We start from the raw sequence: 13,179 nt of genomic DNA, 5'->3' as shown, positions 1-13,179 counted from the left end.
CGGCGATCCAATTTTTGGGCACTGCTCTGCGTTCGTGGCACACTTCTACCCATGAGTACCGTGCGCGGGGCCCGGGAGCGGGCCCGTATCGAGGTCACCGCCGCCATCAAGGACGAGGCGCGCCGCATGCTCGCCGCAGAGGGCGCCGCCAAACTCTCGCTGCGCGCCGTCGCCCGCGAGCTGGGCATGGTCTCCTCGGCCCTCTACCGCTACTTCCCCAGCCGTGACGAGCTCCTCACCGCCCTCATCGTCGATGCCTACGACAGCGTCGGCGCCGCCGCCGAGCAGGCCGACGCCAACGCCCTCGCTGCTGCTGCCTCCGGTGCCGGTGCCGGTGCCGGCGGCGGCGTGCCCCGCGAACGATGGCTCGCCGTCTGCGAGGCCGTCCGTGCCTGGGCCCTGGAGCACCCGCACGAGTACTCCCTCATCTACGGCTCCCCGGTCCCCGGCTACAGCGCCCCGATGGACACCGTCGGTCCCGCCTCTCGCGTCGCCAACGTCCTCATCGACATCCTCCGCGCCGCCCTCGCCGGCCGCGGCCTCGCCCTGCCGCCGCTGCCCGCAGCCCTGCGCCCCGAAGCCGTCCGGATGACGGCGGACTTCGGCACGGGGCTGCCGCCCGAGGTCACCGCCGCCCTGGTCGCCGCCTGGGCGCAGCTGGTCGGCCTCATCTCCTTCGAACTGTTCGGGCAGTTCAACCGGGTCGTCGAGGACCGGGACACCTTCTTCGCGCACGCCGTGGGCCAACTGGCCCACGGGGTCGGCCTGCCCGCCGCATGACGGCGGCTCACGTGATGAGGTGACAGGTCGCTTGTCTGTTCCTCGAACCAATGCGAGTGGTTCGGCTTTCGCCGAAGGGGCTCCCGTCTAGTGTTCGTCGGGTCGCCCCCCCGTGCTTCTGCCCCCGCCCCTCGCCGGAGGAAACAGCCATGGCCCGCGCCGTGAAGGCCCTGTACGCCGTCCTGGTCACGTCCTTACTGGCCGCCCCCGCCCCCGCCGTCACCGCCTCGGCCGGCACCACGGCCGAGGAAGCCGCCCCGGCCCCGAGACCTCGGATACCCGGTGTGCGGGGCCTGGAGATCGCCGTTCCCGCGTACGCACCGGCCGGTGACCCGATGCTGGGAGACCTCGTCTCCACCACGCCCGCCGCTTCCGTCATCGTCCTCAATCCCGGCAACGGCGACGCCCCCTTCGACGCACGCTGGCAGGCCCGCGCGGACGCCCTGCGCGCCGGGACCACCGCCACCGGGGAGAAGACCAAGGTGCTGGGCTACGTCCACACCGACCACGGCAACCGCGACATCGCCGCGGTGAAGGCCTCCGTCGACAACTACCTCAAGACGCGCGACGGCCGCCTGCACGTGGACGGCATCTTCTTCGACGTCGTCAGCCGCGACTGCGGCCCCGCCAACGTCACCCGCGACCACTACGCACAGCTGCGCGAGTACGTGCAGGACACCATGGACGCCGCCGACCCCACCGCCGCCGACCTGGTGGTCGACAACCCCGGCACCGCCATCGCCGACTGTTACCTGGAGCCGGGCCACCGCACCGCGGACGTCTTCGTCACCTACGAGGACACCTACGCCGCGTACACGGGAGCCGGCTGGCTCGGCGGGAACGTCTTCGGCGCCTCGGGCGGCTACCGCTCCGGTATGGAACTCGACCCGACCGGCACCGCGTTCTGGCACCTCGTCCACGGGGTTCCGGACGCGGCCGCCATGCGCGCCATGCTCCGCACGGCCTTCGACCGCGGCGCGGGGTACGCGTACGCGACCGGCACGATCATGCCCAACCCGTGGGACGAGTCGCCGAGCTGGAAGTACCGCAGCCAGACCGGGTACGCCGCCACCCTCGGCTGATCCGGCGGCCCGCACCCGCGACGATCGTCAGGGTTGCGCCGGCCGCCGGGTCGTGCTCCCGGCGCGATCCGAACGGGACGGTCAGCGCCCTTCGTTCTCCGGGCGGCGGCCGAAGCGCCACAGGACGTGGGTGATCCGCAACAGGAACACCACCCCCGCCGACACCCCGCCCGCCACCGTCAGAACGGCATCGGTGGTGGGGGAGACCTCGAAGACCAGGGCGGGCCCGTACACCGCTGCGAACACGAGCGCGGCGGCGAAGCACGCGCTGACGAACGCGTAGCCGATCTCTATCGTGATCGCGTCGCGGTCTGCCTGCGTACGTCGCCCCATGCGCGCAGTGTCACAGCTCGTACCGCACGGTCACAAGAGCGCCTTGAGCAAGCTCCGAGCGCCCTCGGACCCCCGCCCGGACCGCTCGCGGCGGAGCCCGGTCAACCGGCCCGGGGCTACCGGCCCGGGTCAGCCGATCCCTGCCAGCCGGTTCGGGTCAGCCGATCCCGGCCGTCTCCACCCACTGCCGCGCGAGCGCCTCGTCGCCGGTCACCCCGGGTCCCATCAGCGGGAGCCGGTTCCACAGCGCCGCGTACAGCCACGACGCCTCGCCGATCACCTCGCAGTCCGCCGGGTCGCCCGTGTCGCCCGCCACCGTACGGGGCGGCTCCGGCGACAGGTGTACGGTCCACACCGCGCCCGTGTCGGCGGAGCGGACCCGCAGCACCCGCAGCTCCTGCGTCCGCATCAGGCTGCGCGGCCGCGCGTGGAAGCCGGTCAGGAGTTCGTCCACGCCGTCCTCGGCGAACTCCGGTGCCACCTGCGCGTAGGCCACGCCCAGCGCCGCCTCCGCGTCCATCCGGTGCACGGCCGTCTCGTGCGCCTGCCGGCGCGCCCAGAAGGCCAGCGGTGACGGCGCGGCCGTCGGCAGGAAGGTCCAGCACTGCACGTCGGCCGGGGCCTCGGTCAGCGTCCGGACCAGGGCCTCGTGGCCCTCCCGGTACCAGGCCAGCAGCTCGGCGCCGGCCAGCTCCGGGGCCTCGGGGAACGGGCCGGGCTCCACGACCGCGTCCCGGATGTACCCGGCGGCCCAGCGGTGCACCGCGCCCGTGTGCCGCAGCAGATCGGCGACGCGCCACCCCGGACAGGTGGGCACGGGGGTGTCCGTACCCGCCCGTTCGGCCGATTCGGCGAGCAACTCGCCTTCCCGTGCAAGGGTCTCCACATACTCCGTGATCTTCATGCGGGCAGTGTCGCACCGGCCGGTCACAATGGGGTGATGGACGGGGAACTCTTCCCGCGCGAGCGGACCGAGATCGCCCCCGGCGCCGTGCACGTGCCCGACTGGCTCGGGCCCGAGCGCCAGCGGGAGCTGCTCGACGCCTGCCGGGCCTGGGCGCGGCCGCCGGCGGGCCTGCGCACCGTACGGACACCCGGCGGCGGCACGATGACCGCCCGCCAGGTGTGCTTGGGGCTGCACTGGTATCCGTACGGGTACGCCCGCACCGCCGTGGACGGCGACGGGGCACCGGTCAAACCGATGCCCGGCTGGCTCGCGGAGCTGGGGCGCGAGGCGGTCACCGCCGCGTACGGCCGGCCGGCAGCGGCACCGGCCGCGGACCCGTACAGGTCCGCGTACGACATCGCGCTGATCAACTTTTACGACGGCGACTCCCGCATGGGCATGCACCGCGACGCCGAGGAGAAGTCCGGGGCGCCGGTCGTCTCGCTCAGCCTCGGCGATACCTGCGTCTTCCGCTTCGGGAACACCGCCTCGCGCGGCCGGCCGTACCAGGACGTCCGGCTGCTCAGCGGGGATCTGTTCGTCTTCGGCGGCCCCGCCCGGCAGGCCTATCACGGGGTGCCGAAGATCCTGCCCGGCACATCACCGCCCGGGCTAGGGCTGACCGGGCGACTGAACATCACCCTGCGCGTCGGCGGTCTGGGGACGGGCCCCGACTGACCGGGGCGCCGCGCACACCGCCGATCATGCGAGGATCGCTGTCATGAACGGCAACGGGGCCCCGCAGCGGGTGGGGGAGGCGGCGTCCGCATCGACGTCCGCATCGGCGTCCGCATCGGTGTCGGCGTCGGCGAGGACCAAGCTGGAGCGGGGCCGCGGCGCCCTCGGCCCGGCGCTGGAGCTCGTCCACACGGGCCGGGCCCCGACCCGGGCCGTCCTGACGGCCGAGCTCGGCGTCACCCGCGCCACCGCCGGGGCCGTCGCCGCCGAGCTGGAGGCGCTCGGCCTGATCCGGGTCGACTCCCGCCCGGGCGGCGCGGGCGGCACCCAGGGCCGCCCCTCGCACCGGCTGTCCATCGCGGAGAACGGCCCCGTGGCGCTCGCCGCGCAGGTGCACTCCGACGGGTTCCGGGCCGCGCTGGTCGGGCTCGGGGGACGGATCGTGGCCACCGCCCCCGGCAAGGTCACCGTGTCCGCGGACCCGGCGCAGGTGCTCGGTGCGGTCGTCGAGGCGGGCGCGGCGCTGCTCGCCGACACCGGCCGCCGCTGCATCGGTGCGGGCCTCGCGGTGCCGTCGGCGGTCGCGGAGCCGGACGGCACGGCGCTCAACCCCCTGCACCTGGCGTGGCCGGCCGGGTCTCCCGTACGGGACATCTTCACGGAGTGCGTGAAGGCGGCCGGCATCGACGGCCCGGCCCTGACCGGGAACGACGTCAACCTCGCCGCGCTCGCCGAGCACCGGCACGGCGCGGGCCGCAGCGCACAGCACCTGCTGTGCGTGGCGACCGGCCACCGCGGGGTGGGCGGTGCGCTCGTGCTGGACGGGCGGCTGCACAGCGGGAGTTCGGGCCTCGCCCTGGAGGTCGGTCACCTCACCGTCAACCCGGAGGGGCGGGCCTGCCACTGCGGCAGCCGCGGCTGCCTGGACGTGGAAGCCGATCCGCTGGCCTTCCTGACCGCGGCGGGCCGCACCCCGGGCCCCGAGGTGTCGCTGCTCCAGCAGGCCCGGGACCTGCTGCGCGAGGAGTACGCGGAGCCGGCGGTACGGGCGGCCACCGAGGAGCTCATCGACCGCCTCGGCCTGGGCCTCGCGGGACTGGTGAACATCCTGAACCCGGACCGGATCATCCTCGGCGGGCTGCACCGGGAACTGCTGCACGCGGACCCGGAGCGGCTGCGCGCGGTGGTCGCGGACCGCAGCCTGTGGGGGCGCAGCGGAGGGGTGCCGATCCTGCCGTGCACCCTGGACCACAACAGCCTGGTCGGCGCGGCGGAACTGGCATGGCAGCCGGTACTGGACGACCCGCTGGGCACCCTGGGGGCGGCGGCCTAGGCCTGCTCGCCCCGGGCGTCGCAGACGGCCGCCCGCGGCCCCGCGCCGCGCTCCCGCACCGGCCCCCCGCGGCCCCTCGGCCGCGCAGGCGCCGGACGCGGCGCTGGAACCCCTACCCGGGCCTGGCGCCGACCGACGCCGCCACCGGGATCGCGGTCGGGACGGCGCCCGGGTCCACGGCGACGACCACCGCCGGTGCGGGCTCCCGTACGGGCCTGGAGCCGTTGCCGGTCGGACGCTGCGCCGCGGGGGCCGCCGGGGCCGCCCGGAGCGAGAACCACACCACCTTGCCGGGAGTGTCGTCCTGGTTCCGCGCGCCCCAGGCCTCGCTGACCGCCGCGACCAGCGCGAGCCCGCGCCCGCAGGTCTCCAGCGCGTCCGCTGCCGCTTCCCGCAGGACGGGAAGCCGCGGATCGCTGTCGTACACCGAGACGGTGAGCCGCCCCAGCCGCAGCTCGATCTCGACGGTGCACGTCTTGTCCGGCTGCGCATGGCGGTGGACGTTGCTGAGCAGCTCCGTCACACCGAGCGCAGCCCGGTCTATGAGCGGATCGAGCTGCCAGTGGCGCAGTTGCGCCGAAACGATCCTTCGGATCTGTCCGATCCGGGACGGCAAGGCCTGCAGTTCGACTACGCAGTGCCTGCGTGAATGACTGATCACGGCTGCGACTCCCCGACATGAGTGTTACGGGTGCTGCACCCTCGGTAATGCTCCACCAGGGTCACCCACGGTGCGCGTGTATGCAACCGAACGCGATCGAAAGCGATCCTCATGGATACCCAAAGTGACCGTTTGTGCAGGTGAGGGAGGTACATTGCGAAAGCAGGGGGCGTGAAACCGCACGAAGGAGCAAGGCGCATGAGCACCACCCGTACCTCCGGTACGACAGCTACGACGATCGACGTCGACCGTAGCGACGCGGACTACCGCGCCTGGCTGAAGGAAGCCGTCCGCAAGGTCCAGGCCGACGCCAACCGCTCCGCCGACACCCACCTGCTGCGCTTCCCGCTCCCCGAGGAATGGGGCATCGACCTCTACCTCAAGGACGAGTCCACGCACCCGACGGGCTCGCTCAAGCACCGCCTCGCGCGCTCGCTCTTCCTGTACGCGCTGTGCAACGGCTGGATCCGCCCCGGCCGCCCGGTCATCGAGGCCTCGTCCGGCTCGACCGCCGTCTCCGAGGCGTACTTCGCGAAGCTGATCGGCGTGCCGTTCATCGCCGTCATGCCGCGCACGACCAGCCCGGAGAAGTGCCGCCTCATCGAATTCCACGGCGGCGAATGCCACTTCGTGGACGACCCGATGAAGATGTACGAGGAGTCCGCCGAACTCGCCGCCCGCACGGGCGGGCACTACATGGACCAGTTCACGTACGCGGAGCGGGCGACGGACTGGCGCGGCAACAACAACATCGCCGAATCCATATACCAGCAACTGCGCCTGGAGCGTTACCCCGAGCCCGCGTGGATCGTGGCGACCGCGGGCACCGGCGGTACGTCCGCGACCATCGCGCGTTACGTGCACTACATGCAGCACGACACCCGCGTCTGCGTACCGGACCCGGAGAACTCCTGCTTCTTCGACGGCTGGACCAACAACGACCCCCACGCGAGCAGCGATTGCGGCTCCCGCATCGAGGGCATCGGTCGACCGCGGATGGAGCCGAGCTTCGTGCCCGGCGCCATCGACCGGATGATGAAGGTGCCGGACGCGGCGAGCGTGGCGGCGTGCCGGGCGCTGGAGCAGGCCATCGGGCGCAAGGCGGGCGGTTCCACCGGTACGGGCGTCTGGAGCGCACTGAAGATCATCTCGGAGATGGTGGCCGAGGGGCGCAAGGGCAGCGTGATCACGCTGCTGTGCGACCCGGGCGACCGCTACCTGGACAAGTACTACTCGGACGAGTGGCTGGCCGCGCAGGGCCTGGACATCGCCCCGTACACGGAGACCCTCGAAACCCTGTTGGCGACCGGCGTCTGGCGCGAGCCGGCGGCCTGACCGGCCGGGCGCCGCCCGCAGTGCCCCGGCAGGCCCGGCAGGCCTGGCAGGCCCGGCAGACCGGCTGACCCGTGGGGGGCCGTGGGGCCGTCCTGGGCGGGCCGGGTGGGCGGAGGGCGTGGGAGGCCGGCGGCTACGGCGATCTGGCTGCCGCCCCCCCCGATCCGAACTCCGTGTTACTGACCGGCCGGACGGTGTGCCGACAGCCGGGTGTCCAACGCCCGGACCGCCGAGCGGAACGAGTGGCCCAGGCCCGGACGGGCGCCGGCGAGCGCGAGCCGGAACAGCGCCGGACCGTCGGCCGCGAAGGTCCAGCGGACCAGGGTGCCGGTGCCCCGGCCGGTGCCCGGGCCGGCGGGGCGCAGCCGCCACTCCTCCAACAGGGCCCGGACCCCGGGCGCGTTGGTCTCGTCGACCCGGTACGCGTAGCGGCACTTCGGCTCCGCCGCCATGATCGTCTCCTGGAAGCGGGTTCCGCCCACCAGTCGGACCTCCCGCCCCGCGCCCCCGTGCGTCGGCCGGGCCATGGTCACCGCCCCGAACCATCGCGGCCAACCCTCGACGTCCTCGGCCAGGGCGCGGTACACGGCCTCCGGTCCCGCCGCCGTCCGCGCGGTGAAGGTCAGTCGGACCGGGGCGTCCTCGATGAAGTCCAGCCCGACCGGGCGGAGTGGGCGAGCCATGGCGGTCCCTCCTGGGGGTGTACGGCGGCACGCACGTGCGAGTGGTGCGTACCTTAGCTGGCGCTCCGTCAGATGTCCGCTGTGGCCCCGCTGCGGTCCATCCGCGCCCCTCCGTGCCCCCGCCGGGCCCCGATTCCCGTACGACCGGTACCCACGGCGCCGGTTCGCGTACGAGCCCCCGGCCGGCCGGCCGCGGGCTCCGGCTCCGGAAGATCGCCCGGAGGGGGCCTAGGCACGCGGCGTGCCGCGCGGGATGCTGGATCCGCGCTGATCCAGCCCCCGCGAGCGGAGGCCGCCGTGCCGGACACCCCCCAGCCCCCGCATCCCCTGGCCCTCGAACTCCTCACACCCCCACGCCCCCTCGCCCTCGAACTCCGCGTGCACGGAGTCCACGGCGCACCTCCCGACGAGCTGCTCGACGATCCGCGCACCGTTCGGATCACCGGGGACTCGACCGCCGCCGTGTTCCGCCGCGCCGCGGACGCCGACGCCGAGGCCCACCCCGAGTGGTACGCCGGCCGTCCCGTCGTCGAGGCCTACTGCTGGTCCCGGCTCACCTCCGGCAACGGCTCCCGCGCCCTGTGGTTGCTGCTCCTGCCCTTCATGGTCGTCAACCTCGCCCACTGGGCCCGGCCGGCCGCGCCCGCCACCGGTCCGGCGCCGTGCGCGGTCCGCACGTACGGGGTCCTCGTACGGGTCCTCGCGCTCAGCCTCACCCTGCTGCTGATCGCGGCCGCCTGCGAGGTCGCGCTCGACCTCCTCGCCTGGCAGTGCGCGGGCACCAGGGCCTGCACCGGCCCCCGGTCCTGGCTCGGGTTCCTGGAGCCCGGCGGCTGGTGGGGCCAGCCCGGCCGGCGCCTCGCACTCGGTGCGCTGGTCCCGGCCGCGCTGACCGGGCTGCTGTGGTTCCTGTCGAACCGCACGTGGAGCGCGTACGAGTCCCAGTCGCCGCCCGCGGGCACGGCCGTCCCCGCCCCGTCCGGGGACGGTGCGCCCGCCCTCGGCCGGCCCGGATTCTGGTACGGGCGGCGCATAGTGGCCCGGCTGCGTGCGGCACACACCGCCGCCGGACTGCTCACCGTCGCGGCCGCCGTGGCCGCACCCACCGCCCGCTACGACCGCAGCACCGGAATTCCCGTGCTCGACCTCCTCGGCTGGGCCGTGGAGATCCTGCTCGCCGCCGGGGCCGTCGCCGTCGCCTGGGTCGTCTGCCGGCGAGGCCGCACAGAGGCCCGCCCCGACCACCGCCTCGACCGGGCCGCCATCACCCTCCTGCCCGGCTCCGCCCTGGCCCTGCTCGCAGCCGTCCTGCTGTACGCCGGCTGGTCGCGCCCCGGCTGGACCTCCACCGGGCGGCTCCCCGGCGATTTCGTCTTCGGCGTGCTCATGCTCGGCCAAGGCTGCTGCGTCCTGCTCCTCGCCGCCGTCGCCGCCCGCCTGTACCGGCTGGCTCCCGACCCGGCGAGCGCCCTGTACGGCCTCGGCGGGCCCGCCATCGCCATGCTCGGCTGCGCCCTCGGCGGGGTCATGTCCGGCGGTGTCGCCCAGCGCGTCGCCGACTGGCTCGACGGCGGGGCCGCCCCCTCGACGGCCGGTCCGCCCGTGCCCGCGCCGCCCGTGCTGCTGTCCTGGCAGGCCGCCGTGCTGCCCCCGCTACTCCTCGTACTGGCCCTCCTCGCCGCCTGGTTCGCGGTGCGCGGAGTCCGCGCGCGGCGCCGGCTCGCCGCCACCGTGGCCGCCGAGTACCCGGGGGAGGCGCCCGACGAGGACCGCAGCCGCCGGATCGCCGGGGCCCGCGCCGCCGCCGCGCTCACCGACTCGGCGCCCTGGTTCGTGGCCGCCGTCTCCGGGATCACCCTGCTGCTCGGCGCGGGCGCCCTCGCCGGAGCCTGGCTCAGCGGCCGGGTGCCGGGCGAGGCCGCCCGCGGATTCCACCCGCTGCTGGCGACCGCCGCCCGCGCCGCTCAGGACACCGGGTCCTGGCTGATAGGGCTCGGCATCGCCGCGTTCGTCACCTGGGGCCGCCGCGCCTACCGGGACCCCGCCGCCCGCCGCACCATCGGCGTGCTCTGGGACGTCGGCACGTTCTGGCCGCGGGCCGCCCACCCGTTCGCGCCGCCCTGCTACGCCGAGCGCGCCGTCCCCGACCTGACCTGGCGCATGACCGGCTGGACCGGCCGCACCGGCGGCCGCCTGGTGATCTCCGGACACTCCCAGGGCAGCGTCCTCGCGGCGGCCGCCGTCTGGCAGTTGCCGCCGCAGGTCCGCCGCCGGGTCGCCCTGCTCACCTACGGCTCCCCGCTCCGGCGGCTCTACGGACGCTGGTTCCCGGCGTACTTCGGCCCGAGGCAGCTCGCCGCGCTGCACGGGGACGTCGACTGCTGGCGCAACCTCTGGCGGGCCACCGACCCGATCGGCGGCCCGGTCCTCCCGGACGTCCGCGACACCACCGCCCCGGCTCCCGGCCCGGCCGCCGCCCCGGCCGATCCGACACCCCCTCCGGAGCCTCCCGGCCCAACACCCCCTCCGGCGCCTCCCGGCCCGGGAGCCCCTTCCGGGCCGGCGGCTCCGGCCGGCTCCGTGGACCGGGGGCCGCTCGCCGACCCGCTCGCCTACGGGCGCAGCGCCGGCCACCCGCTGCCCGCGCCGATCCTCGGCCACTTCGACTACCAGGCCGACCCGGCCTTCGCCGCCGAACGCGATGCCCTCCTGGCCCGCTTGGCCGGACCCGCCCGTCGCGGCCGGTCCGGCACGCGCGCCGTACCGGGCCCGAGGGTCAGCAAGGAGCCGGCAGCGCCGGAAGGGCCGGAAGGGCCGGAAGATCCTCCGGGAACAGCAGTGTGAGCTCGTCCGTGCCCGGGTCCGACAGCTGCGCCACCCGGCCCGCATGCCGCTCGACCATCGACTCGAACGTCTGCCGGGCCGTACGGCCGTTGCCGAACGCCGGACCCTTGGGCAGCTCCTTGAAGTACGCCAGCAGCGCCTCGGCGGTGCCCTTCCCGAGCCGGTACTCGTGCTCCTCCGCCTGCTGCTCCACGATCCGCAGCAGGTCCTGCGGGCCGTAGTCGTCGAAGGTGATGGTCCGGGAGAACCGGGAGGCCACCCCCGGATTGACGGTCAGGAAGCGGTCCATCTCCGCCGTGTACCCGGCGACGATCACCACGACCGCGTCCCGGTGGTCCTCCATCAGCTTCACGAGGGTGTCGATCGCCTCGCGCCCGAAGTCCCGGCCCGAGTCCTCCGGCGCCAGCGCGTACGCCTCGTCGATGAACAGCACCCCGCCGCGCGCCCGCTCGAACGCCTCCTGCGTACGGATCGCCGTGGAGCCGATGTGCTCACCGACCAGGTCCACACGGGAGACCTCCACCAGGTGGCCGCGCTCCAGCACCCCGAGCGAGGCGAGGATCTCTCCGTAGAGCCGGGCCACCGTCGTCTTGCCGGTGCCGGGGGAGCCGGTGAAGACCAGATGACGGCGCACCGAAGCGGCCTTGAGCCCCGCCTGCTGCCGCCGCCGACCCACCTCGATCATGTCGGTGAGCGCCCGCACCTCGCGTTTGACGCTCTCCAGGCCCACCAGCGCGTCGAGCTGGCCCAGCACCTCGCCGGAGCCGCGCGCCGCCGATGATCCCCCGCCCGTCTCCTCCGCGGGGCGCGGAGCCGGCACCTGCGCCGGCCCTGGGCCCCGGTCGCCGACCGCGCTCACCGTACGTATGCCCGGACGCTCGCCGGTCAGTGCCCCGGCCGCGGCCGACTGTGCGGCGAGCCGCGACCCCGATCCGTCGCCGGTGCACTCCTCGGCGACCGGGCCGTCCTCGGCGAACTCGTAACCCCCGCGCGCGCAGCGCTCGGTGTGGCAGCGGGTCAGCGCGGTGCGGCAACCGTCGAGGACGTGGAAGCCGAAACCGGAACTGCCGGTCACCTGGCAGGCCTGGAAGCTACCGCGGCCGCCCGCAGATACGTAGAAGCCCGCTTCGGACGGGGAGCTGACCGTGCACCGCTCCACGGTCGGGTCGGCGCCCTTGGTGACGATCACCCCCGTCTGGACGGCGTCGATCGTGCAGTTGGCGAGGGTGCCGCCGCTGCCGTGGTCGCGGAACCAGGCCCCGGTCGCCGCCTCGCGGATCCGGCAGTCGTCGACCTGGACGGTCGCGCCGTCGCTGACCGAGACGGCCGTGTTGCGCACCTGCGACAGATCGCTGTCGACGACATCGGCGCGCGAGCCCCGGTCCAGGACGAACACCGCGTCCGGCACGTCGTGGACGCGGCAGGAGCTCAGCGAGGCGGTGGCCCCGTCGCTGATCCACACCGCCGGATAGTCGCCCGTGCTGTCGTGGATCTCGCAGGACTCGGCATCCACCCGGGTACCCGGATCCCACACCGACAGACCGTTGCGGCCGAACCGGCGGACCGTGGTGCGGCTGAGGGTGAGCACCGAACGCGAACGAAGGTCCACCGCGTTCTCCGGGATGTCGTGGATGTCGCACCCGGCCAGGGTGAGCACGGCGTCCGTGTCGAGGGTGACCCCGTCCGCCGAGGTGCGGTGCACCGCGCAGTCGGTGAGGCGGGCCGCGGCACGCGCGGCGACCTGCACGCCCGTCCCCTTGATCTCGTACACCTCGCAGCCCAGCGCCTCCAGGCCCGAACCCTCGCCGGTGACCGCGATGCCCGCCCCCGACGCGTGGTGGACCCGGCAGCGCTCCAGACGCGGACTTCCACCGCCGCGGACGGACACCCCGGTTTGCCCGGCCGCCACCACCTCGCACTCCTCGAACACCCCGCCGCCGCCGTCCAACACGGAGATCCCGATGCCCGTGGGGTTCTCCACCGTGCACCGCCGCACCAGGGGCCGGGCCCCGCCGCGCACCTCGATGCCCGTCGCCGACCGGGTGCTCACCCGGAGGTCGGTGAGCTCGGGGGAACCCTCCTCGACGAGCAGCGCGGGCGCCGCCCGGTCCTGCCCCTCCAGATGCAGGTCCTGGACCACGGCCGAGGCGCGCACGGTCAGCGCGACCCCGTCGAGCGGGGCGATCCGCACCGAACCCACCGAGCCCTCCGGCCCGCGCAGGATGACGGCATGGTTCAGCACCAGGTTCTCCTGGTAGGTGCCGGGGCCGACGGACAGCACGTCCCCGTCGCCCGCGACGGCGAGCGCGGCGGCCAGCGTCGGATACTCAACCGAGCGGCGCCGCCACCGCGACGACCCGCCGTGCGTCACCTGGACCGTGCCCTGTGCCATGGTTCTGTCGTGCCCCCGCCCTCGTACTCACGCTGTCGAAGCGACTGAGACCGCCGCCGCCGCCCCTGTAGTGGCGGCGGCCCGGCTCCGACGCTCCACCGTAGCGCGCGCG

At 74.4% G+C, this 13,179-nt stretch carries 11 protein-coding genes; 6 read left to right on the top strand and 5 right to left on the bottom strand.

What is annotated here, in order from left to right; genetic code table 11:
• The first annotated feature begins 51 nt into the window (after positions 1 to 51).
• Complete coding sequence (locus OG974_RS08635; RefSeq protein WP_329312838.1) at positions 52 to 780, top strand: TetR/AcrR family transcriptional regulator; 729 nt, start codon at positions 52 to 54, stop codon at positions 778 to 780.
• 149 nt (positions 781 to 929) lie between these two features.
• Positions 930 to 1,862 (top strand): spherulation-specific family 4 protein, encoded by a 933-nt coding sequence (locus OG974_RS08630; protein ID WP_329312836.1) that lies wholly within the window; start codon positions 930 to 932, stop codon positions 1,860 to 1,862.
• A gap of 81 nt (positions 1,863 to 1,943) precedes the next feature.
• On the opposite strand, the gene OG974_RS08625 is transcribed toward OG974_RS08630, so the two are convergent.
• Both OG974_RS08625 and OG974_RS08620 read right to left on the bottom strand, forming a co-directional pair.
• Positions 1,944 to 2,195 carry a DUF6332 family protein gene (locus OG974_RS08625; RefSeq protein WP_328761877.1) on the bottom strand — a complete coding sequence of 84 codons (252 nt, stop codon included), beginning with the start codon at positions 2,193 to 2,195 and terminating at the stop codon, positions 1,944 to 1,946.
• A gap of 157 nt (positions 2,196 to 2,352) precedes the next feature.
• On the bottom strand, positions 2,353 to 3,099 hold the full coding sequence (locus OG974_RS08620; protein WP_371646045.1) for a maleylpyruvate isomerase family mycothiol-dependent enzyme: 747 nt from the start codon (positions 3,097 to 3,099) through the stop codon (positions 2,353 to 2,355).
• 36 nt (positions 3,100 to 3,135) lie between these two features.
• On the opposite strand from OG974_RS08620, the gene OG974_RS08615 reads away from it, so the two are divergent.
• Both OG974_RS08615 and OG974_RS08610 read left to right on the top strand, forming a co-directional pair.
• Positions 3,136 to 3,819: an alpha-ketoglutarate-dependent dioxygenase AlkB gene (locus tag OG974_RS08615; protein ID WP_327282085.1), complete on the top strand. Its 684-nt coding sequence runs from the start codon at positions 3,136 to 3,138 to the stop codon at positions 3,817 to 3,819.
• 43 nt (positions 3,820 to 3,862) lie between these two features.
• Positions 3,863 to 5,152: an ROK family protein gene (locus OG974_RS08610; RefSeq protein WP_328761873.1), complete on the top strand. Its 1,290-nt coding sequence runs from the start codon at positions 3,863 to 3,865 to the stop codon at positions 5,150 to 5,152.
• A gap of 112 nt (positions 5,153 to 5,264) precedes the next feature.
• Here OG974_RS08610 and OG974_RS08605 read toward each other — a convergent pair whose 3' ends face one another.
• The gene (locus OG974_RS08605) at positions 5,265 to 5,813 is read right to left on the bottom strand and encodes an ATP-binding protein (RefSeq protein ID WP_327282083.1); all 549 of its coding nucleotides are present in this window, start codon (positions 5,811 to 5,813) and stop codon (positions 5,265 to 5,267) included.
• 198 nt (positions 5,814 to 6,011) lie between these two features.
• On the opposite strand from OG974_RS08605, the gene OG974_RS08600 reads away from it, so the two are divergent.
• A complete protein-coding gene (locus OG974_RS08600) occupies positions 6,012 to 7,148 on the top strand; it encodes a PLP-dependent cysteine synthase family protein (RefSeq protein WP_327282082.1) in 1,137 nt (378 codons plus the stop codon).
• Positions 7,149 to 7,324: 176 nt separating this feature from the next.
• Here the strand turns inward: OG974_RS08600 and OG974_RS08595 are convergent, their stop codons facing one another.
• On the bottom strand, positions 7,325 to 7,831 hold the full coding sequence (locus OG974_RS08595; RefSeq protein WP_327282081.1) for an SRPBCC family protein: 507 nt from the start codon (positions 7,829 to 7,831) through the stop codon (positions 7,325 to 7,327).
• Between the two features lie 327 nt (positions 7,832 to 8,158).
• Here OG974_RS08595 and OG974_RS08590 point away from each other — a divergent pair, with 327 nt between their 5' ends.
• Complete coding sequence (locus OG974_RS08590; RefSeq protein ID WP_327286006.1) at positions 8,159 to 10,675, top strand: hypothetical protein; 2,517 nt, start codon at positions 8,159 to 8,161, stop codon at positions 10,673 to 10,675.
• On the opposite strand, the gene OG974_RS08585 is transcribed toward OG974_RS08590, so the two are convergent.
• A complete protein-coding gene (locus OG974_RS08585) occupies positions 10,608 to 13,067 on the bottom strand; it encodes a right-handed parallel beta-helix repeat-containing protein (protein ID WP_328761870.1) in 2,460 nt (819 codons plus the stop codon). The two genes, OG974_RS08590 and OG974_RS08585, sit on opposite strands and share 68 nt — an antisense overlap.
• Between the last annotated feature and the right edge of the window lie 112 nt (positions 13,068 to 13,179).

This window comes from Streptomyces sp. NBC_00597, assembly GCF_041431095.1.
In the GTDB taxonomy this organism is placed as follows: Bacteria; Actinomycetota; Actinomycetes; order Streptomycetales; family Streptomycetaceae; genus Streptomyces.
Note: the sequence above shows the minus strand (reverse complement) of the source record. Positions and strands in the feature narration are given on the sequence as shown.

Bases quoted from the DNA above. Each gene is read 5' to 3' on its own strand.
- OG974_RS08635 (WP_329312838.1), top strand. From the start codon at position 52: ATGAGTACCGTGCGCGGGGCCCGGGAGCGGGCCCGTATCGAGGTCACC.
- OG974_RS08630 (WP_329312836.1), top strand. From the start codon at position 930: ATGGCCCGCGCCGTGAAGGCCCTGTACGCCGTCCTGGTCACGTCCTTA.
- OG974_RS08625 (WP_328761877.1), bottom strand. From the start codon at position 2,195: ATGGGGCGACGTACGCAGGCAGACCGCGACGCGATCACGATAGAGATC.
- OG974_RS08620 (WP_371646045.1), bottom strand. From the start codon at position 3,099: ATGAAGATCACGGAGTATGTGGAGACCCTTGCACGGGAAGGCGAGTTG.
- OG974_RS08615 (WP_327282085.1), top strand. From the start codon at position 3,136: ATGGACGGGGAACTCTTCCCGCGCGAGCGGACCGAGATCGCCCCCGGC.
- OG974_RS08610 (WP_328761873.1), top strand. From the start codon at position 3,863: ATGAACGGCAACGGGGCCCCGCAGCGGGTGGGGGAGGCGGCGTCCGCA.
- OG974_RS08600 (WP_327282082.1), top strand. From the start codon at position 6,012: ATGAGCACCACCCGTACCTCCGGTACGACAGCTACGACGATCGACGTC.
- OG974_RS08595 (WP_327282081.1), bottom strand. From the start codon at position 7,831: ATGGCTCGCCCACTCCGCCCGGTCGGGCTGGACTTCATCGAGGACGCC.
- OG974_RS08585 (WP_328761870.1), bottom strand. From the start codon at position 13,067: ATGGCACAGGGCACGGTCCAGGTGACGCACGGCGGGTCGTCGCGGTGG.